The organism is Rhodococcus sp. 7Tela_A2 (assembly GCF_049311045.1).
Lineage (GTDB): Bacteria > Actinomycetota > Actinomycetes > Mycobacteriales > Mycobacteriaceae > Rhodococcus.
The window spans coordinates 1-20992 of the sequence record NZ_JAXION010000026.1 but is presented as its reverse complement, the minus strand read 5'-3'; the positions used below and the strand labels follow the sequence as shown (position 1 = coordinate 20992).

Below are 20992 nucleotides of genomic sequence, written 5' to 3'. Positions count from 1 at the left end.
GCGAGTGTGCAGGACACAGCGGAGGCGTGTTGGCGGGGCAGGAAAAGATCAAGAAGCAGGGTTCGTTGGTCACACGTCGGCGCCGGAACATCCGGATCCTGTTCGGTATCTGGGCCGCCGGTTTTCTCGCACTCGTCGTGGGCGGCGCATTTGCCGTCTACGACGTGCGCACCACTGCCAGCGCGACGATCGCGCCCGCTCCCGCACCGGTCGTCGCGGACCCCGCGGTCGCGCCGGTGGCGGACGATGCCCCGGCTCCGGTCCCCGCGGCCCTGGCCGCCGCGCTCGACGCAGCCGTGAAGAACCCGGCGCTCGGATCGTTCACCGGATCGGTCACCGATGCGGCCACCGGGACCGTCCTGTGGTCCCAGGACCCGGACCGGCCGATGACACCCGCATCCACGACGAAGATCCTCACCACCGCGGCCGCGTTGCTCGGCCTGCCCAGCGATCACCGCATCACGACGCGGGTGGTCGAGGGCTCCCGTCCCGGCGAGATCGTCCTCGTCGCGGGTGGCGACCCCACCCTCACCGCTCAGCCCGTCGGCGAAGACGGTTTCTACCCCGGTGGTCCCCGCATCGCCGATCTCGCGCAGCAAATCCAGCGCAGCGGAGCCGTCGTCGACACCGTGGTCGTCGATGTCGGGATCTTCAGCGGAGACCCGCTCGCGGTCGGATGGGACGCCACCGATGTCGGGGACGGGTTCGTCGCACCCATCGAACCGGTGATGCTCGACGGGGGACGCCTGCGGCCGCTCGAAGACGAGTCGCCGCGTTCGGCTACTCCTGCGCTCGACGCCGGGCGAGCGCTCGCCGCCGCACTCGGCGCCGATCCCGAGAAGGTCACGATCGGGACGGCCTCACCGGGTACAGCGCCCATGGCATCGGTTCAGTCCGCACCGCTGCGGACACGACTGGAACAAATGGTGCAGCATTCCGACAACGTGCTCGCCGAAACCATCGGACGGGAAATCGCGATCTCGTCGGGTAGCGCGCCCACGTTCACCGGTGCCGTCGAAGCTGTGACCCGCACTCTTCAGGGCGCCGGGATCGACACCTCCGGAGTCACGCTTCAGGACCTCAGCGGCCTGTCCCTCGACAACCGCATCCCGGCGCGGGTCCTCGACTCGATCGTCGCGCGCGCCGCCGGCCCGGACGCTCCGGCCCTGCGTCCGATGCTCGATTACCTGCCGGTCGCGGGTGCCACCGGCACGCTCAGCGACCGCTACGGCACCACTGCCCGTGCCGGAGCCGGGTGGGTCCGCGCGAAAACAGGCACACTGAGTCTTGTGAGCGGGCTTACGGGATACGTCGTGGACGTCGATGGCCGGGTACTGACGTTCGCACTCATGTCGAACGATCGGTTCCCCAACGAAGCACGACCCGCGCTGGACGACGTCGCGGCCGTACTCCGGGGATGCGGCTGCCGATGAGCGAACAGGAGCGGGGCATCGGCGACGCGATCGATTGGGAGTTCGCGGCGGGCGTCGGTGCCCGGCTCACGCGCTCCGGCCCCGCGATGTCGGGGTACACCCGTGACGCCGCCATCGAGGAGCTGTACGCGGCGGCGGAGCGCGCCGAAGGCCCGGTGCGTGAGCAGACCGGGATGGGCAACGGGACGGTGCCGCCGCCCGCGCGCGTCGTGGATCGCCCCGACTGGGTGCGGGCCGCGGCGGAGTCGATGGCGGACCTCACCGGGTCCGACCGGAGCGGGAGCTGGCTCGGTAAGCCCGCGGGCGCGCAGGCAGGCGCGATGCTCGCGTACCTCGCGTCGGCCGTCCTCGGTCAGTACGACCCGTTCTCGCGCACGCTGCTGCTCGTCGCACCCAACGTCGTCGCCGTCGAGCGCGCACTGAAGGTGCCGACCTCGGACTTCCGCCTGTGGGTGTGTCTGCACGAGGTCACCCACCGCGTGCAGTTCGAGCAGGCTCCCTGGATGGCGGACATCATGCGCGAGTCCACCGCCGAACTCACGGCAGCGGTCGACGAGCCGATCGGTGAGGTCGTGAGCAGGTTCGTGGCCGCCGCCCGCGATCTGCGCACTCCGGGCGAGAAGCCGATGTCGCAACGCGGCATGGTCGGACTGCTGCGTGCCACGCAGGCGGAACCGCAACGCGAATCGCTCGACCGGATGCTGGCGCTCGGAACGCTGCTCGAAGGCCACGCCGATCACGTCATGGACGGGGTGGGGCCGTCCGTCGTTCCGTCGGTGGCACGGATCCGCCGTGCGTTCGACAGCCGGCGTCGCCGCAACGGAAACCCGATCCACCGCGTGATCCGCGTCGTTCTCGGCGTGGACGCGAAGATGGCGCAGTACGTGCACGGAAAGAAGTTCGTCGACGCCGTCGTCGCGAAGGCCGGCATGGCGCAGTTCAACGCGGTGTGGTCCGGCCCCGACGCGCTCCCGACCCTCACGGAGATCGATCACCCGGACGCCTGGATCGCACGGGTGCTGGGCTGACCGTGCCGCCCGCTCCGCGACTGCCCGAACTGCCCGCAATCCACGAGGTCCGGCTGGCGGTGCGCGCCTGGCTGTCCACGCACGACGTGCGCGCGGTGGCCGTCGCGCTGTCCGGTGGCGCCGACTCCGCAGCGCTGACAGCGGCGGCCGTGGCCGAGGCCGACGAGGTGCACGCCGTCGTCGTCGACCATCGTCTGCAGGAGGGCTCGTCGGACGTCGCCGCGCGCGCCGCCGATTTCGCGCGTGCGCGTGGGTGCGCCTCCGTCCGGGTGGTGGCCGTGGACGTTACCGGCCCCGGAGGGCTGGAGGCGGCTGCTCGTACCGCCCGGTACAGGGCCCTCGACGAGGCGCGCGGCGGAATGCCGGTCCTGCTCGGCCACACTCTCGACGACCAAGCCGAGACGGTCCTCCTCGGTCTCGGCCGCGGTTCGGGGCTTCGCTCGATCTGCGGAATGGCGCCGTTCGACGCCCCGTGGGGGAGACCCCTGCTCGGCGTACGGAGAAGCGTCACCCGGCGCGCATGCGGCGAACTCGGTTACCTCCCGTACGAGGATCCCCACAACGCGGACCCGCGATTCACTCGCGTCCGATTGCGGACGGAGGCCCTCCCGATGCTCGAGGAGATCCTCGGTGGCGGAGTCGCCGCGGCGCTCGCTCGCACCGCCGCGCAACTTCGGGACGACGGGGAGGCGCTCGACGAAGCGGCTGCCGGCCTGCTGGCCCGTGCCGCGACCCCGCGCGAGCCCGCGGCCGACTGCTCACTCGATGTGACGGTGCTCACCGATGCACCCGCCGCGGTCCGCCGCCGGGCGGTTCGCTTGTGGCTGCTCGGACGCGGTGCACCCGCGCCGAACGACAAGTCGCTGCGCGCAATCGACGATCTGGTGGTGCTCTGGCACGGGCAGGGGCCCGTCGCGGTGGGCCGGGGTCCGGGAGCGGGGACCAGGTTGGTGGTGCTGCGTCGGCGTGGCAGGCTGAGTATGGAGTTCGTCGACCAGCAGCGGTGCGCGGACGACTGACGGAAGGTGGGTAGAACCCGGTGTACGAAGGTGACATTGCCTCGGTGCTGATCTCCGAGGAGCAGATCGCAGAGCGGACGGCCGAACTGGCAGCCTCGATTGCGGAGCGATACCCCGAGGGCGCCCCGGAGGGTGATCTCCTGCTCATCGGTGTGCTCAAAGGCGCGATCTTCTTCATGACCGACTTCGCCCGAGCCCTGCCGATCCCGGCCCAGATGGAATTCATGGCGGTGAGCTCGTACGGTTCCTCGACCTCGTCCTCCGGCGTGGTCCGGATTCTCAAGGACCTCGACAAGGACATCGCCGGCCGCAACGTCCTGATCGTCGAGGACATCATCGACTCGGGTCTGACGCTGTCCTGGCTGATCCGCAACCTGTCGACGCGCAACCCGGCGTCGCTCGAGGTCGTCACCCTGCTGCGCAAGCCCGACGCCCAGAAGATCGACGTCGAGGTCAAGGACGTCGGCTTCGACATCCCCAACGAGTTCGTCGTCGGGTACGGACTCGACTACGACGAGCGGTACCGGGACCTGCCCTACATCGGCACTCTCCACCCGAAGGTCTACAGCAGCTGACACCTGCGCGGTGGGAGTGCAGACGCCGCAGATGAACCGTCCGCAGCCTCGCTGTGGGTGGGAACAAGGGACACCGCCGGTTCGTTGTCTGTTCGAACGACCTGCTGCGACTCCGCGGCGGTTCGTCGTCACGCGGTAACCTTGCGGTGCCTGGTTGGTCACTGCTCGCGAAACCGCGACCGCACCGGGTGTAGCGCCCTCGACACGACACCGATGACGTCACTATCGAAAGGACCGGCCGGCCGGGCCGAACCTGTATGAACCGCAAGACAGTGTTCCGTAATCTGGCGATTGTCGCCGGCATCCTGTTGGTCATCTACGCCTTCAGCTACTTCGGCGACGACACGCGCGGCTTCACGAAGGTGGACACGTCTGTCGCGATCTCCCAGCTCGAGGCGAAAAACGTCAGCGAGGCGCGCATCGACGACCGTGAGCAGCAGCTCCGGTTGTGGCTGAACAACGGCGACGATGCGACCGAGGGCAGTACCGAGATCATCGCGAAGTACCCCGCGTCGGCATCGGAGCAGATCTTCGATCTGGTCGGTGATTCCGGCGTGCCGAAGTACAACACGCAGGTCACCCAGGAGAGCTGGCTGACGTCGATCCTGCTGTTCGTGGTGCCGATGGCCATCCTGCTGGTGGTGTTCTTCCTCGTCATGAGCCGTATGCAGGGCGGTGGCCGCGGCGGGATGATGGGCTTCGGCAAGTCTCGTGCCAAGCAGCTGACCAAGGACATGCCCAAGACGACGTTCAACGACGTCGCGGGTGCGAACGAGGCCGTCGAAGAGCTGTACGAGATCAAGGACTTCCTGCAGAACCCGAGCCGGTACCAGGCGCTCGGCGCCAAGATTCCGAAGGGCGTGCTGCTGTACGGCCCTCCCGGCACGGGTAAGACGCTGCTCGCGCGCGCTGTCGCAGGCGAGGCCGGCGTGCCGTTCTTCACGATCTCCGGTTCGGACTTCGTCGAGATGTTCGTCGGCGTCGGTGCCTCCCGCGTGCGCGACCTGTTCGAGCAGGCCAAGCAGAACGCGCCCTGCATTATCTTCGTCGACGAGATCGACGCCGTCGGCCGTCAGCGTGGTGCGGGCCTCGGCGGTGGCCACGACGAGCGCGAACAGACTCTCAACCAGCTGCTCGTCGAGATGGACGGCTTCGGTGACCGCTCCGGCATCATCGTCATGGCCGCCACCAACCGGCCCGACATCCTCGACCCCGCGTTGCTGCGCCCAGGTCGTTTCGACCGTCAGATCCCGGTGAGCAATCCGGATCTCGCCGGTCGCCGCGCGATCCTCGCGGTGCATTCCAAGGGCAAGCCGATCGACCCGAACGCCGACCTCGGCGGTCTCGCCAAGCGCACCGTGGGCATGTCCGGTGCCGACCTGGCGAACGTCGTGAACGAAGCAGCCCTGCTCACCGCCCGCGAGAACGGCACGGTCATCACCGAGGCGACGCTCGAAGAGGCCGTGGACCGCGTGATCGGCGGGCCGCGCCGCAAGAGCCGCATCATCAGCGAATACGAGAAGAAGATCACCGCGTACCACGAGGGCGGTCACACGCTCGCCGCGTGGGCGATGCCCGACATCGAGCCGGTGTACAAGGTCACGATTCTGGCCCGTGGGCGCACGGGCGGGCACGCCATGACGGTGCCCGAGGACGACAAGGGCCTGATGACGCGGTCCGAGATGATCGCGCGCCTGGTCATGGCGATGGGTGGCCGCGCCGCCGAAGAGCTGATCTTCCGCGAGCCCACCACCGGTGCTTCGTCGGACATCGATCAGGCGACGAAGATCGCCCGCGCGATGGTCACCGAGTACGGCATGAGCGCGAAGCTCGGCGCCGTCCACTACGGCCAGGAGCAGGGCGACCCGTTCCTCGGACGGTCGATGGGGAACCAGACCGACTACTCGCACGAGGTGGCCCGCGAGATCGACGAAGAGGTCCGCAACCTCATCGAGGCTGCGCACACCGAGGCATGGTCGATTCTCAACGAGTACCGCGACGTCCTCGACGTGCTGGCGGGCGAGTTGCTCGAGCACGAGACGCTCACCCGCAAGGACCTCGAGCGGATTCTCGCGGATGTCCACAAGCGCCCGCGCATCACCGCGTTCAACGATTTCGGTGACCGCATCCCGTCCGACAAGCCGCCGATCAAGACGCCGCGCGAACTCGCAGAAGAGCGTGGCGAGCCGTGGCCGGCGGAGCCGCCGAGCCTGACGAAGCCGCCGCAGCCGCAGCACCAGCAGCCGCAGCACCAGCCGGACCCGCACGGCTCCAACGGTCGGCCGCAGCACGGCGACGACCGGCAGCCGCAGTACCCGGGTGCGCCCCAGCCGGCGCAGCCGCAGTCGGCGCAGCCCCAATACCCGGGTGCCCAGCCGCAGTACCCCGGCGCCGCGCCCGCGGAGCCGCAGTACCAGCCGTCGGCTCCCGGAAACGGGTACGGCCGGCCTCAGCCTCAGCCGATCCCGGCGTCCGAGCCGCTGCCCGGATTCCCGCCGGCGCCGTACCCGGGTGGACCCCGGCACGCGACCCGGCCCGACTACGGCGCCCCCGCCGGCTGGTCGGCACCGGGCTGGCCGCCGGAGGAACAGCAGGACGAGCGCGGAACCTTCCGGGGCGGTTACCCCGATTGGACCCGCACGGGATCCGACAACTCCGATGAACAACGGGACGAGGGACATCCGACCCCCGAACCGCCACCCACGCAGCCGTGGGAAGGGCCGTCCGGCCAGCGTTGAGACGACGAGCAACTTCAAGAGTGGAGGACTGGCGGGTGTCGGTTGATCACGTGGGTACCGCAGCGGGTTCCGGTATGGACGACGATGACGTGGTGTCGCAGACGCTGAGTGTGGAGGCGGGGCGAGTTTTCGACCAGCCACGCGCCGAGGCGGCCGTGCGGGAACTGCTCATCGCCGTGGGCGAGGATCCTGAACGGGAAGGTCTGCGCGACACCCCGGCGCGCGTTGCACGGGCATATCGCGAGGTGTTCGCGGGCCTGTTCACCAACCCCGACGAGGTTCTCAACACCACTTTCGACGAGGGACACCGGGAACTCGTGCTGGTGCGCGACATCCCGATGTACTCGACGTGTGAACACCACCTGGTGTCCTTCCACGGCGTCGCGCACGTCGGCTACATTCCCGGCCCGACCGGTCGCGTCACGGGTCTGTCGAAGCTCGCACGCGTGGTCGACCTCTACGCGAAGCGCCCGCAGGTGCAGGAGCGCCTCACCAGCCAGATCGCCGACGCACTGGTGCGCAAGCTCGAGCCGCGCGGAGTGATCGTCGTCGTGGAGGCCGAACATCTCTGCATGGCGATGCGCGGCATCCGGAAGCCCGGGGCGAGCACGACCACGTCGGCTGTACGTGGATTGCTCCAGACGAGTTCGGCGTCGCGCGCCGAGGCCCTGGACCTCATCCTGCGCCGGTGAGCGTGTTCGAGGCCGAGCAGCGGCCGATCGTGATGGGCGTACTCAACGTGACCAGCGATTCGTTTTCGGACGGCGGGCGCTATCTCGACCGCGAGTCGGCCATCGCACGCGGACTCGAACTCCGTGACCTCGGCGTCGACATCGTCGACGTCGGAGGCGAATCGACACGTCCCGGCGCGATGCGCATCGATCCCCAGGTCGAGGCGGATCGAGTCACGCCGGTCATCGAAGCTCTCACGGCGGAAGGCATCCGTACGAGTGTCGACACGATGCGCGCGTCGGTCGCCGAGGCCGCGATCACCGCGGGTGTGACGATCGTCAACGATGTGTCCGGCGGGCGCGCCGACAGCGACATGGCGTCGGTGGTGGCGTCCGCGGGCGTGCCGTGGATCCTCATGCACTGGCGTCCCACCGGTGGGTTCGTCCACGCGGGTGGGTCCGCGCATTACGACGACGTGGTGACCGAGGTGCGCGACGAGCTGCTCACCCAGGTCGACGTCGCCGTCGCCGCGGGCGTCGACCCGTCGAAGATCGTTCTCGACCCCGGACTCGGATTCGTGAAGCAACCGGACCACAACTGGCAACTCCTCCACGGCCTGCCGGAGCTGAACGCGCTCGGTTTTCCCGTGCTGATCGGTGCCTCCCGCAAGCGCTTCCTCGGATCCTTGCTCGCGTCACCCGACGGCGCAGTGCGTCCGCCCGCGGGTCGTGAAGTCGCGACGGCCGTGGTGTCGGCGCTCGCCGCGACCCACGGCGCGTGGGGAGTGCGCGTGCACGACGTGCAGGCTTCGCGTGACGCGCTCGCGGTGGTTCGGGCATGGCAGCACGGCGGTGCGGAGAGGATGCACGTATGAGCGACCGGATCGAACTGCGGGGACTACGGGTCCGCGGCAACCACGGAGTGTTCGACCACGAGAAGCGTGACGGACAGGATTTTCTCGTCGACATCGTGGCGTGGCTCGACCTCGCTCCGGCTGCGGCGAGCGACGATCTCGCCGACACGCTGCACTACGGCGAACTCGCCGAAGCCGCCGCCGCCGTCATCGCCGGCCCGGGACGCGACCTCATCGAGACAGTGGCCGGGGAAATCGCCGACGGCGTGCTCGCCGACCCACGGGTGTCGCGCGTAGAAGTCACGCTCCACAAGCCGTCGGCGCCGATACCGCTGACGTTCTCGGACGTCGCCGTGGTGGTCGATCGGACCCGGAGCGTGTCGTGAGCCGGGCCGTCCTGTCGATCGGGTCCAACATCGGCGACCGCGAGGCGCACCTGCGCTCGGTGGTCGAGGCGCTGGGACGGCGTGCGGTGGCCGTCTCCGCGGTGTATTCGACGGCGCCCTGGGGCGGCGTCGAGCAACAGGACTTTCTCAACGCGGTGATCGTCGCGGAGGACGCCGCTTTCGCACCGGACGACTGGCTGCGGTTCGGCCGCGAATGCGAAGCGGCGGCCGAGCGGGTACGCGTCGAGCGGTGGGGTCCGCGCAGCCTCGACGTCGACGTCGTGTCGTGCGACGCGGGCGACGGAGAGGTGCTCAGCGAAGATCCCGAGTTGACGCTCCCACACCCGCGGGCACACCAGAGGGCCTTCGTGCTCGTGCCGTGGCTCGACGTGGAACCCGACGCGGTGCTCACCGTGGAAGGGGAGACCCGCCGTGTCGACGACTGGCTCGACGGACTCGAGGCGGCGGAGCGTGACGGCGTGCACCGCACCGATCTGAACTTGACCGGCACCGGCGTGGGGGAACAGGCACGATGAAACCGACCCGGGTTCGCGATCTGCTCGCGCTGGCCGTGCTGGCGGCGGTCATCACCTGGTTGCTCGTGCGCACGCTGTACGGCTCTCTGCCGGCCATCCCGGTATATGCCGGAGCGTCGCTGTACGTGGCGGCGGTGATCGAGGTGGTCCTCGCGTTCGTCATCCGTTCGCGGGTCGGTAAGCACGAGATCGGGGAGGGCCCCGGCCGGATCCACCCGATCACGGTTGCGCGTTCCGTAGCCCTGGCGAAGGCGTCCGCGCTCGTCGGGGCGGCCAGTACGGGCGTATGGGCCGGGTTCCTGCTCTTCCTTCTGCCGGAGCGCGCCGAAGTTCGCGCCGCCATGGAAGACACGTCCGGCGCAGTCGTCGGGGCAGTTGCCGGTGTGGCTCTTGTGGCTGCTGCGCTGTGGCTCGAATATTGTTGCAAGGCACCGGAGGACCCCGACGAGCCGAACGAGCCCGCGACCTGACGGCCGCTGTGGCGGGACGACCCGTGCCGCCGAACGGATTTCGCTGAGACGGGCGGGCATCGCTGGTTCGACCTGGGAAGACACGTAGTCTGGTAAGTATGGTTTCCCCGGGACGAGAGAACAGAAATCGTCGTCCGTGGCGCAGTACCGGCTCCATGATCGTCGCCGGTTTGCTTGCCTTGGCCATGGTCGCGTCCCTGCTGTTGGTTGTCAGCGACAGCGTGCAGGTCCTGCGTATCGCGGTGGTCGTTGCGCTGTGGGCGGCCACCGTCGGCGCGATCGCGATGACCAAGTACCGCCGCGAGTCGGCGCTGGAAAAGGCCAAGGTCGACGACCTCAAGACGGTGTACGACCTTCAGCTCGAACGCGAGATCTCCGCGCGCCGCGAGTACGAACTGACGGTCGAGGAAAAGGTTCGGTCGGACCTGCGCATCGACGCCGAAGAAATGGCAGCGCTGCGTCATGAGCTCGCGACACTTCGCCGCAATCTCGAAGTGCTGTTCGACGGTCGGCTTCCCGACGAGAACGTGGCACTCGGAGGGCAGGCGGATCGTCGGCGCGAACTCGACGCCACGACACGTGTCACGGCGCCGCGACCGTCCGGACCGGCGTTTGCGTCGCCCGACGACGAGCCGCTCACAGCGGAGACGATCACGGTGGGCTCGCCGGAGGAGCGCGCCGAGACACCGCCTGCCGGGACACCGCCTGCCGGGACACCGCCTGCCGAGACACTGCCCACCCAGGCACCGCCCGCCGAGACACCGCCCACCCAGACACCGCCCACCGGGGCGCGCCCGCAGCCTGCCGAGGTGCACACCGCAGCGGCCGAGCCCCCGACCGGCCGACGCGGCCGCCGCCGTGCGGAGGGTGCCCATTCCGAGGGCCGGAGCGTCGCGGAAATTCTCGCCGCACTCTCGTCCGAACGCTGATCTGCGCGCCACGTCGCGGGACGGTACCGGCTGGTCACAGCCGGGTGAGGCGCAGATCACTCCTTTCCGTCGTGGCGGGCGCCGAGCGCAGCGCGCTATTGTCGGGCGAACGTCCGGTACCCGCTGAGCGGGACTGGAACGAATGAGAGGACTCCCGTGAATTCCTTCGGGATCACCAACGCGCCTGCGCCTGCCCGCCTATCAGTCGGTGTCGTTTCCGCTGGTCGCGTGGGCACCGCACTGGGCGCGGCGCTCGAGCGCGTCGGCCACGTGGTCGTGGCCTGTTCGGCGGTGTCCGAGGTCTCGAAGCATCGCGCGAGTGTTCGCCTCCCCGACTCCGAGATACTGCCGGTCGACGAGGTCGCCGGCCGGTGCAATCTGCTTCTCCTCGCCGTTCCGGACACCGAACTCGAATCGCTGGTGGCCGGACTGGCCGCCACCTCCGTCGTCAAGCCGGGCACGATCGTCCTGCACGTATCCGGTGCTCACGGCATCGGTATTCTCGCGCCGCTCGCGGAGCAGGGCGCAGTGCCGCTCGCGGTTCACCCCGCGATGACGTTCACCGGGCACGACGAAGACACCGCCCGCCTCGCGTCCACCTGTTTCGGCATCACCGCAGCCGACGAGATCGGCTACGCGATCGCGCAGGCACTCGTCCTCGAGATCGGTGGCGAACCGGTCCGGGTCTCCGAGCAGATGCGGCCGCTCTATCACGCAGCGCTTGCCCACGGCAGCAACCACCTGGTCACGCTTGTCGCCGACGCAGTCGAAGCGCTGCGAGTCGCGCTCGCCGGTGACGAGTTGCTCGGTCAGCAGATCGTGGACGGTGCACCGGGCGGAGTCGCCGAACGAGTCCTTCAACCTCTGCTCACCGCCGCGTTGGACAACGTGCTGCGGCGAGGACCGTCCGCGCTCACGGGTCCGGTGGCCCGCGGCGACGCGGACACGGTCGCTACACACCTGCAGGTACTCGACGATGCCGACCCGCAGATCGCGGCGGGCTACCGCGCTATGTCGCTGCGGTCGGCGCAGCGCACCGGCTCGAAGCCGGAACTGATGGAAATTCTCGAAAGGGCTGATCACGGTGAGTGAAGCGCGACAGGGCGGTTACGTGCGTGGAGAAACCACCGTGCACCACAATCCCGAGGACCTGAGAAAGGTCACCAAGGCGTTGCGCAGTGTGGGCCGGACGGTCGCACTCGTACCCACGATGGGTGCGCTGCACTCCGGGCACCTGGAACTGGTGAAGCATGCGAAGCTCACGGGCGCGGTGGTCGTCGTGTCGATCTTCGTCAACCCCCTTCAGTTCGGTCCCGGCGAGGATCTCGATGCCTACCCCCGCACGCTCGACGCAGACCTCGAACTGCTCCGGGATGCCGGCGTGGAACTCGTGTTCGCTCCCACGGCTACGGCGATGTACCCGAACGGACCGCGCACCACGATCCACCCGGGCCCGCTCGGTTCGGAACTCGAAGGTGCTTCGCGGCCCGGCCATTTCGCCGGCATGCTCACCGTTGTCGCCAAACTGCTGCAGATCGTCGCGCCCAACTCCGCGTACTTCGGGGAGAAGGACTACCAGCAACTGGCGTTGATCCGGCAGATGGTGACAGACCTGAACTTCGACGTTCGGATCGTGGGTGTGCCCACCGTCCGTGAGGCCGACGGGCTCGCCTTGTCCTCGCGCAACCGCTACCTCTCCGAGCAGGAGCGCGAGATCGCAACCACACTGTCGGCTGCGCTCGTCGCCGGCGCACACGCGGCTGCCGGTGGACCGGACGCCATCCTGGCGGCAGCGCGAGACGTACTCGCGTCCGCTCCCGAGATCGAGGTGGACTACCTCGAGGTGCGTGGCGCCGATCTCGGACCCGCCCCCGAACGAGGCGACGGCCGGTTGCTCGTCGCCGCACGACTCGGTACCACCCGGCTGATCGACAACGTCGGTGTCGCTGTCGGTACCGGGTTTCTCGAACGCGCGGTCGGGCAGGTAGATCCCACCGTCGCCGACGACCTGTTGACCCGCTGACCCAGTTCGCGAAACCAGAAGGAAGCCGAGGACGAACATGTTCCGCACCATGATGAAGTCGAAGATCCACCGCGCCACGGTGACCCATGCGGACCTGCATTACGTCGGTTCGGTGACCGTCGATCAGGACCTGATGGACGCCGCGGACCTGCTCGAGGGAGAGCAGGTGTGCATCGTCGACATCGACAACGGCAACCGTCTCGAGACGTACGTGATCGCGGGGGAGCGCGGGTCGGGCGTCATCGGAATCAACGGTGCCGCGGCGCGTCTGGTCAGTCCCGGTGATCTGGTCATTCTCATCGCCTACGGCGTGATGAACGAGCAGGAATGCAAGGACTACAACCCGAGCGTCGTGTTCGTCGACGCCGACAATCGTCCGGTGGAACTCGGCAACGATCCGGCGCACGCACCCGAGGGATCCGGTCTCATCACCCCCCGGATGCTGTCCACACTCGACGCACCGTCCCTGGTGTAGACATGCTCCTCGCCGTCGACGTCCGGAACACCAACATCGTTCTGGGCGTCTTCACGGGCAGCGGGACGCATTCGAAACTGCTGTGCGACCGGCGCGTGCGCACGGACCCGAAGATGACAGCCGACGAACTGGCTCTGCTCTTCCGGGGACTGCTCGGTGACGACGTCGACCGGATCACCGGCGTCGCCGCGTTGTCGACTGTGCCGTCGGTGCTGCGCGAGTTGCGGATCATGCTGGGGCGCTACTGGTCGCAGGTGCCGCATGTGGTCGTCGAGCCGGGTGTCCGGACCGGAGTGCCGTTGCTCGTCGACAACCCCAAAGAGGTCGGCGCCGATCGCATCGTCAACAGCCTTGCGGCCCATCACTTCTACGGCTCTCCGTGTGTCATCGTGGACTTCGGTACATCCACGTGTGTCGACGTCGTGTCCGCCAAGGGCGAGTTCCTCGGTGGCGCCATCGCGCCCGGCGTGGAAATCGCGATGGACGCCCTCGCATCTCAGTCCGCGGCGCTCCGGAAAGTCGAGTTGGTCCGGCCCCGCGGCGTTCTCGGGAAGAACACCGTCGAGTGCATGCAGTCCGGCGCGGTCTTCGGTTTCGCCGGCATGGTCGACGGTCTCGTGCGGCGAGTGTGCGCGGAGGTGCCCGGATTCGGAGCCGACGACGTCGCGGTGATCGGGACAGGAGACAGCGCGCCGTTGATCATGCCCGAATCGCGGACGCTCGAGCACCACGAGCCCGATCTCACCCTCGAAGGGCTGCGCCTGGTCTTCGAACGTAATCAGGTGAGACGCGCTACACGTGCCACGGGTTCCACCGGACGCGGTTCTGTGTAAAGATGCTTCCGTGATCCGTTGCATGAGCGCCCAGGAGTGTTGTCGAGGCTGACGCCTGCCTCGACTGTCGACACTTCCTGGGAGATCTCTCATGCGCGCTGCGCTGCTCGATTCTGCTTCTCTTTCTTCTGCCCCCATCGCTCTGTTTCCGCTGGCGGTCGAACGCACCTATCCGACAGAACTCGCCGCGGCCGTCGCGCGCGGCGCTGTCGTCGTCGACATCCGCCGGCACGCCGAACGGGCCGCCCAGGGCACATTGCCCGGTGCGCTGGCGATCGACGCGGCACTCGTGCCGGAGCGGCTCGACCCCGCCCACCCGAATCACCTCGCAATGGCCACCGGCTACGACAAGGAGTGGATCCTTGTCTCCGCATACGGTGCCGACACCGACCGTGTCGTGCTCGACCTGCGCCGACGCGGGCTGCGGGGTGCAACCGCGCTCGTGGGCGGTTACGCCGCCGTCAAATCGGCGAATCTCGTCGACGCGGTCACCGTGGCCCGGCATGTCGCCGAAGACGTGGCGCGCGTCACCGCACACTGACTCTGCTGCACGCGGTGCGGTAGCTGCGGGATAAAAGCCCAGGGCTTTCGGATAGTCTGGTTACCCGTGAGTGATGCCAGTGTTCAGCAGCCCGACGATACCCCCGAGCAGATCCGGGTCCGCCGCGACAAGCGCGAACGACTCTTGGCGGAGGGTAAGGACGCCTATCCGGTCGTCGTGCCCCGGACACACACCCTGGCGCAGATCCGCGCCGCGTATCCCGACCTCGAACCCGACGCCACAACCGGCGAACAGGTGGGCGTGGTCGGACGCATCATCTTCCTCCGCAACACCGGCAAGCTCTGCTTCGCCACCTTGCAGGAGGGCGACGGCACTCAGCTTCAGGTCATGATCAGTCTCGCCGGTGTGGGAGAAGACGCTCTCGCGGCATGGAAGGCAGAGACCGACCTCGGCGACTTCGTGTTCGTCCACGGTGAGGTCATCAGCTCGCGCCGCGGTGAACTCAGCGTCATGGCCGACTCCTGGAGCATGGCGTCGAAGGCGCTGCGCCCGCTGCCGGTCGCGCACAAGGAGATGAACGAGGAGACACGCGTTCGTCAGCGTTACGTCGACCTCATCGTCCGCCCCGACGCCCGCCGGAACGCGCGGATGCGGGTCGCGGTGGTGCGCGAACTGCGCAATGCTCTCGAGCGCCGCGATTTCCTCGAGGTCGAGACGCCGATGCTCCAGACGTTGCACGGTGGTGCCGCCGCGCGGCCGTTCGTCACCCATTCGAACGCACTCGACATGGACTTGTTCCTGCGCATCGCTCCCGAGTTGTTCCTCAAGCGCTGCGTCGTCGGTGGGATCGAGAAGGTCTTCGAGATAAACCGGAATTTCCGCAACGAGGGTGCGGACTCCACCCACTCACCCGAATTCTCGATGCTGGAAACCTACGAGGCGTACGGCACCTACGACGATTCGGCGAAGATGATCCGCGAGGTCATCCAGGAAGTCGCGATGGCGGCGTTCGGCAGCCATGTGGTCACCCTGGCCGACGGCACCGAATACGACTTCGGCGGTGAATGGAAGACCCTCGAAATGTACCCCTCTCTGTCGCAGGCGATCGGCTCCGAGGTGACTCCGGAAACCACGGTCGACGAATTGAAGGCCCTTGCGGGACGTGTCGGTCTCGAGGTTCCGGAGGGCAAGGGCTGGGGCCACGGCAAGCTCGTCGAGGAACTCTGGGAGCACATGTGCGGCGACCAGTTGTACACACCGACTTTCGTGCGTGATTTCCCGGTGGAGACATCGCCTCTCACGCGCGATCACCGCTCGGTGAAGGGCGTCACGGAGAAATGGGATCTCTACGTTCGCGGTTTCGAACTCGCCACGGGGTACTCGGAACTCGTGGATCCGGTGATCCAGCGTGAGCGTTTCGTCGATCAGGCGCGGCTCGCATCGGCCGGCGACGACGAGGCGATGGTTCTCGACGAAGATTTCCTCTCGGCCATGGAACAGGGAATGCCGCCGACGACGGGGACGGGAATGGGAATCGACCGTCTGCTGATGGCGCTGACCGGCCTGGGAATCCGGGAAACAATCCTGTTTCCGATTGTTCGTCCGACCACGCGTTAATTCCACCCACCGAGTTTCGTATTGCCATGGGTTAATTCCGGGGTATCGTGGTCCTGTCCCGGGGGGGACCGCTTTCTTCATTCGAGAGGATTCTCAACACATGGCAAAGAAGGTCACCGTCACTCTGATCGACGATGTGGACCAGGAAACGGCCGCAGATGAATCGGTGGAGTTCGGACTCGATGGAGTTACCTACGAGATCGACCTGTCCGAAGAGAATGCTGCCAAGTTGCGCGACCAGTTGGAATTCTGGATCGAGCACGCACGAAAGGTGGGGGGCCGCAAGCGCGGCAAGGTCGGTCCGTCGACCACTCCCACCACGCGCAAGCCCGCACGGGCCGGCTCGGATCGTGAACAGACTGCCGCAATTCGTGAATGGGCGCGGAACAACGATTGGCCGGTCTCCGCGCGCGGCCGCATCTCCGCCGAAATCGTGGAAGCTTACAACCAGGCCCACTAGGAATTCCGACGCAGGAGTGATCCCGCGGGGGCGTCGTCACCTGGTGGCGGCGCCTCTGTGCACGTCAGGGCTCGGACCCGGCGGTGTGGGGTCCTCTGTTTTGCACAACACATTTCTGGGGGACCTAACCGTGCCGGAGTAGGATTCGCAGGATGGTTGACAGAGTGCTCGAGCCGGGAAAAACGTGTTGGCGCACCGCACGTGCGGCCAATCTTACTTCGATCGTCGACGCCGCCACCTATTTCCATCACGTGAAATCCGCGATGCTCAGCGCGAAAAAACGGATCATACTCATCGGCTGGGATTTCGACACCCGGATCCAATTCGAACCGGACGGCAAGACCCTCGAGGGCCCGAACAGGCTCGGCGCTTTTCTGAAGTGGCTGCCGCGCCACCGTCCCGACCTCGAGGTCTATCTGCTGAAGTGGAATATCGGGGCCTTCAGTGCCCTCGGCCGTGGGATGACGCCTGTGTTCGTACTCGACTGGTTCACCGACTCACGGCTACACCTCGAGATCGACGGTGCGCACCCGGTGGGTGCCGCACACCACCAGAAGATCATCGTCGTCGACGACGAAATCGCGTTCTGCGGTGGAATCGACATGACCGTCGATCGGTGGGACACCTCCGACCACGCGGACCGGAGCCGATACCGCCGGGAACCGACCGGCAAGCGCTACGGCCCGTGGCACGACGTCACCACTGCGGTGGACGGCGAGGCCGCGCGAGCGCTGGGCGAACTGGCCCGAGCGCGCTGGAAGGCCGCTACCGGCGAAGAACTCGGACCCGTCGAAGGAACCGAACCGATCTGGCCCGAGGGACTCGAGCCGACCGTGCGCGACGTCGACGTCTCGATCGCGCGTACGTTGCCGACGTACGGCGATCAGGAGGGCGTCCACGAGATCGAAGCGCTGTACCTCGCCATCATCGAGAACACACGCAGCACCCTGTATCTGGAGAGCCAGTACCTGGCATCGCGCACCCTCGCGGAGGCGCTCGCGGCGCGACTGCAGGAACCGGACGGCCCCGAAATCGTGCTCGTACTTCCGCGCAACGCCGACGGCTGGCTCGAACAGAAGGCGATGGACGGCGCCCGGCGTGCTCTTCTCCACCTGCTGTGGGACGCCGACGTGCACGGCCGCTTCGGCGCGTACTACCCGGTGACCGAGGGCGGCAACCCGATCTACGTCCATGCGAAGGTCGTCGTGATGGACGAGAGCGTCTTGCGAATCGGTTCGTCGAACCTCAACAACCGTTCCATGGGATTCGACACCGAGTGTGATCTCGCGATCGAAGCGGCAGCACCCGGGGACCGGGTGGGCAGGGCCGCGGTCGACCTGCGCAACACGCTGCTCGCCGAGCACCTCGGCGTGGACGTCGGAAAAATCGAGGAAGCCACGGCGGACGGGGGCTCGCTGCTCGCGGCGGTCGAGCGCTTCCGCGGGCCGGGCCGTTCGCTGCGTCCCTTCGAACCCGCTACCGTGGATGGGGAGGACAGCGTGCTCGCCGAGAGCAGCCTCGCGGACCCGGAGCGTGCCCCGCGCAGCCTCGGAAGGCGTCTACAGCGCGTCCTCGCAGGCTGACGGCCTGTTCGCTTCTGGCGTACAGCTTGCGGAAACGTATCTGCCACGTGCAGCGTTACAACCTATAGCCGGGTTTTTCCCCAACCTCCGAAGGGTAGAGGGAGAGCGGGTCGATACCACGCCAACTAGAGTGTGCAGTGGGAACGTGGAACCTTCACCGGTTCCGATGAACGACTCGAGTGCCGGAGCTAAGAGCGGCAGCAGAGATCCGGGACGATCGCGTATCGGATTCTGCGGCCGGAGAGTGTGAGGGAGTGCGATGTTCGAAAGGTTCACCGATCGCGCGCGGCGCGTCGTTGTCCTGGCTCAAGAAGAGGCCAGGATGCTCAACCACAACTACATCGGCACGGAGCACATCCTCCTCGGCCTCATCCACGAGGGTGAGGGTGTGGCGGCGAAGTCTCTCGAGTCGTTGGGGATCTCCCTCGAAGGTGTCCGGAGCCAGGTCGAAGAGATCATCGGCCAGGGTCAGCAGGCACCGTCCGGGCATATTCCTTTCACTCCGCGTGCCAAGAAGGTCCTCGAGCTGAGCCTGCGCGAAGCGCTGCAGCTCGGCCACAACTACATCGGTACCGAGCACATCCTGCTCGGGCTGATCCGCGAGGGTGAAGGCGTGGCCGCTCAGGTCCTCGTCAAGCTCGGCGCCGACCTCAACCGGGTCCGGCAGCAGGTCATCCAGCTGCTCTCCGGTTACCAGGGCAAGGAACCCGCGGAATCCGGCACGAGCCGCGGCGAGTCCGGCACCCCGTCGACATCCCTCGTCCTCGATCAGTTCGGCCGCAACCTCACGCAGGCCGCGCTCGAAGGCAAGCTCGATCCGGTCATCGGCCGGGCCAAGGAAATCGAGCGGGTCATGCAGGTGCTCTCGCGCCGCACCAAGAACAACCCGGTGCTGATCGGTGAGCCCGGTGTCGGTAAGACCGCCGTCGTCGAAGGCCTCGCGCAGGCCATCGTGAACGGTGAGGTCCCCGAGACCCTCAAGGACAAGCAGCTCTACACGCTCGACCTGGGCTCGCTCGTCGCCGGCAGCCGTTACCGCGGTGACTTCGAGGAACGCCTCAAGAAGGTGCTCAAGGAGATCAACAGCCGCGGCGACATCATCCTGTTCATCGACGAGCTGCACACGCTCGTCGGCGCAGGTGCCGCCGAAGGCGCGATCGACGCCGCGTCGATCCTGAAGCCGAAGCTCGCCCGTGGTGAGCTGCAGACCATCGGTGCGACCACCCTCGACGAGTACCGCAAGTACATCGAGAAGGATGCCGCCCTCGAGCGTCGCTTCCAGCCGGTCCAGGTCGGCGAGCCGACGGTCGAGCACACCATCGAGATCCTCAAGGGACTCCGGGACCGGTACGAGGCGCACCACCGCGTCTCGATCACCGACAAGGCGCTCGTCGCATCCGCGACGCTCGCCGACCGGTACATCAACGACCGCTTCCTGCCGGACAAGGCGATCGACCTCATCGACGAGGCGGGCGCGCGCATGCGCATCCGCCGGATGACCGCACCGCCGGACCTGCGCGAGTTCGACGACCGGATCGCCGACGCCCGTCGCGAGAAGGAATCGGCGATCGACGCGCAGGACTTCGAAAAGGCTGCAAGCCTGCGCGACAAGGAGAAGCAGCTCGTCGCGCAGCGTGCCGAGCGTGAGAAGCAGTGGCGTGCGGGCGACCTCGACGTGATCGCAGAGGTCGACGAGGAGCAGATCGCAGAGGTTCTCGCGAACTGGACCGGTATCCCCGTGTTCAAGCTCACCGAGGAGGAGACCACCCGTCTGCTCCGCATGGAAGACGAGCTGCACAAGCGGATCATCGGCCAGGAGGACGCGGTCAAGGCTGTCGCGAAGGCGATCCGGCGTACGCGTGCCGGGCTCAAGGACCCGAAGCGTCCGTCCGGTTCGTTCATCTTCGCCGGTCCGTCCGGTGTCGGTAAGACCGAGCTCTCCAAGGCGCTGGCGAACTTCCTCTTCGGTGAGGACGACGCGCTCATCCAGATCGACATGGGTGAGTTCCACGACCGGTTCACCGCGTCGCGTCTGTTCGGTGCGCCCCCCGGCTACGTCGGATACGAAGAGGGCGGCCAGCTCACCGAGAAGGTGCGCCGCAAGCCGTTCTCGGTGGTGCTCTTCGACGAGATCGAGAAGGCCCACCAGGAGATCTACAACACGCTCCTGCAGGTCCTCGAAGACGGTCGTCTCACCGACGGTCAGGGACGCACGGTGGACTTCAAGAACACGGTGCTGATCTTCACGTCGAACCTCGGTACGTCGGACATCTCGAAGGCTGTCGGCCTGGGCTTCACCCACGGCAGCGACAGCGGGTCCAACTACGAGCGGATGAAGAACAAGGTCAACGACGAGCTCAAGAAGCACTTCCGGCCCGAATTCCTCAACCGTATCGACGACATCATCGTCTTCCACCAGCTGACGAAGGATCAGATCATCCAGATGGTCGATCTGATGATCGGACGCGTGGAGAAGCAGCTGAAGAACAAGGACATGGGCATCGAGCTCACCGAGAAGGCGAAGTCGCTGCTCGCGAAGCGCGGATTCGACCCGGTCCTGGGCGCCCGTCCGCTCCGCCGCACCATCCAGCGCGAGATCGAGGATCAGCTCTCCGAGAAGATCCTGTTCGGCGAGATCGGCTCCGGCCATATCGTCCTCGTCGACGTCGAGAACTGGGACGGCGAAGGCGCCGGCGAGAACGCGAAGTTCACGTTCACGCCGAGCGAGAAGCCGGCCGAGGTGCCCGACACCCCGGCGGTCGTCATGGCGAAGACCCCCGAAGGGGAGCCGGAAGCCTGACATCGCGGTTCCGATAGACACGCCGCCGGGGGGGGGGGGCGCGCGCGGGGGCCCCCCCCG

20 protein-coding genes are annotated in these 20992 nt (G+C 67.2%); all 20 read left to right on the top strand.

Features of this window, described 5'->3' with window-relative positions:
• Nucleotides 1-26: 26 nt before the first annotated feature.
• Nucleotides 27-1433, top strand: coding sequence for a D-alanyl-D-alanine carboxypeptidase/D-alanyl-D-alanine endopeptidase (gene dacB, locus TVH25_RS07315; protein ID WP_378528766.1), 1407 nt, complete (start codon nucleotides 27-29; stop codon nucleotides 1431-1433).
• Nucleotides 1430-2461: a zinc-dependent metalloprotease gene (locus TVH25_RS07310; RefSeq protein WP_422423705.1), complete on the top strand. Its 1032-nt coding sequence runs from the start codon at nucleotides 1430-1432 to the stop codon at nucleotides 2459-2461. Before dacB ends, TVH25_RS07310 begins: the two co-directional genes overlap by 4 nt.
• Nucleotides 2437-3480 carry a tRNA lysidine(34) synthetase TilS gene (tilS, locus tag TVH25_RS07305; RefSeq protein ID WP_378528775.1) on the top strand — a complete coding sequence of 348 codons (1044 nt, stop codon included), beginning with the start codon at nucleotides 2437-2439 and terminating at the stop codon, nucleotides 3478-3480. Before TVH25_RS07310 ends, tilS begins: the two co-directional genes overlap by 25 nt.
• A gap of 20 nt (nucleotides 3481-3500) precedes the next feature.
• Entirely contained in the window at nucleotides 3501-4055 is a 555-nt protein-coding gene (gene hpt / locus TVH25_RS07300; RefSeq protein ID WP_169622803.1) for a hypoxanthine phosphoribosyltransferase, read from the top strand.
• Nucleotides 4056-4312: 257 nt separating this feature from the next.
• A complete protein-coding gene (gene ftsH, locus TVH25_RS07295) occupies nucleotides 4313-6793 on the top strand; it encodes an ATP-dependent zinc metalloprotease FtsH (protein ID WP_422423704.1) in 2481 nt (826 codons plus the stop codon).
• Nucleotides 6794-6867: 74 nt separating this feature from the next.
• Entirely contained in the window at nucleotides 6868-7485 is a 618-nt protein-coding gene (folE, locus tag TVH25_RS07290) for a GTP cyclohydrolase I FolE (protein WP_206037364.1), read from the top strand.
• A 32-nt stretch (nucleotides 7486-7517) separates the two neighbouring features.
• On the top strand, nucleotides 7518-8339 hold the full coding sequence (gene folP, locus TVH25_RS07285) for a dihydropteroate synthase (protein ID WP_378528776.1): 822 nt from the start codon (nucleotides 7518-7520) through the stop codon (nucleotides 8337-8339).
• Nucleotides 8336-8704: a dihydroneopterin aldolase gene (gene folB / locus TVH25_RS07280; protein ID WP_422423703.1), complete on the top strand. Its 369-nt coding sequence runs from the start codon at nucleotides 8336-8338 to the stop codon at nucleotides 8702-8704. Before folP ends, folB begins: the two co-directional genes overlap by 4 nt.
• The gene (folK, locus tag TVH25_RS07275) at nucleotides 8701-9240 is read left to right on the top strand and encodes a 2-amino-4-hydroxy-6-hydroxymethyldihydropteridine diphosphokinase (RefSeq protein WP_422423701.1); all 540 of its coding nucleotides are present in this window, start codon (nucleotides 8701-8703) and stop codon (nucleotides 9238-9240) included. Before folB ends, folK begins: the two co-directional genes overlap by 4 nt.
• Nucleotides 9237-9710 carry a DUF3180 domain-containing protein gene (locus TVH25_RS07270; RefSeq protein WP_169653251.1) on the top strand — a complete coding sequence of 158 codons (474 nt, stop codon included), beginning with the start codon at nucleotides 9237-9239 and terminating at the stop codon, nucleotides 9708-9710. The genes folK and TVH25_RS07270 overlap by 4 nt, the downstream gene beginning before the upstream one ends.
• Before the next feature lie 98 nt (nucleotides 9711-9808).
• Nucleotides 9809-10639 (top strand): DUF6779 domain-containing protein, encoded by an 831-nt coding sequence (locus TVH25_RS07265; RefSeq protein WP_422423699.1) that lies wholly within the window; start codon nucleotides 9809-9811, stop codon nucleotides 10637-10639.
• A 156-nt stretch (nucleotides 10640-10795) separates the two neighbouring features.
• Entirely contained in the window at nucleotides 10796-11731 is a 936-nt protein-coding gene (locus tag TVH25_RS07260; protein ID WP_169653252.1) for a Rossmann-like and DUF2520 domain-containing protein, read from the top strand.
• Entirely contained in the window at nucleotides 11724-12662 is a 939-nt protein-coding gene (panC, locus tag TVH25_RS07255; protein WP_422423698.1) for a pantoate--beta-alanine ligase, read from the top strand. The genes TVH25_RS07260 and panC overlap by 8 nt, the downstream gene beginning before the upstream one ends.
• A gap of 37 nt (nucleotides 12663-12699) precedes the next feature.
• Nucleotides 12700-13137, top strand: coding sequence for an aspartate 1-decarboxylase (panD, locus tag TVH25_RS07250; protein ID WP_169622794.1), 438 nt, complete (start codon nucleotides 12700-12702; stop codon nucleotides 13135-13137).
• Between the two features lie 2 nt (nucleotides 13138-13139).
• Nucleotides 13140-13970, top strand: coding sequence for a type III pantothenate kinase (locus TVH25_RS07245; protein WP_169622793.1), 831 nt, complete (start codon nucleotides 13140-13142; stop codon nucleotides 13968-13970).
• Between the two features lie 91 nt (nucleotides 13971-14061).
• Nucleotides 14062-14511 carry a rhodanese-like domain-containing protein gene (locus TVH25_RS07240; protein ID WP_169653254.1) on the top strand — a complete coding sequence of 150 codons (450 nt, stop codon included), beginning with the start codon at nucleotides 14062-14064 and terminating at the stop codon, nucleotides 14509-14511.
• A 66-nt stretch (nucleotides 14512-14577) separates the two neighbouring features.
• Nucleotides 14578-16089: a lysine--tRNA ligase gene (gene lysS, locus TVH25_RS07235; protein ID WP_169622791.1), complete on the top strand. Its 1512-nt coding sequence runs from the start codon at nucleotides 14578-14580 to the stop codon at nucleotides 16087-16089.
• A 100-nt stretch (nucleotides 16090-16189) separates the two neighbouring features.
• On the top strand, nucleotides 16190-16549 hold the full coding sequence (locus tag TVH25_RS07230; RefSeq protein ID WP_169622790.1) for a histone-like nucleoid-structuring protein Lsr2: 360 nt from the start codon (nucleotides 16190-16192) through the stop codon (nucleotides 16547-16549).
• 152 nt (nucleotides 16550-16701) lie between these two features.
• Entirely contained in the window at nucleotides 16702-18132 is a 1431-nt protein-coding gene (locus TVH25_RS07225; RefSeq protein WP_422423697.1) for a phospholipase D-like domain-containing protein, read from the top strand.
• Nucleotides 18133-18391: 259 nt separating this feature from the next.
• Nucleotides 18392-20932 carry an ATP-dependent Clp protease ATP-binding subunit gene (locus tag TVH25_RS07220; RefSeq protein ID WP_169622788.1) on the top strand — a complete coding sequence of 847 codons (2541 nt, stop codon included), beginning with the start codon at nucleotides 18392-18394 and terminating at the stop codon, nucleotides 20930-20932.
• The last annotated feature ends 60 nt before the right edge of the window (nucleotides 20933-20992 follow it).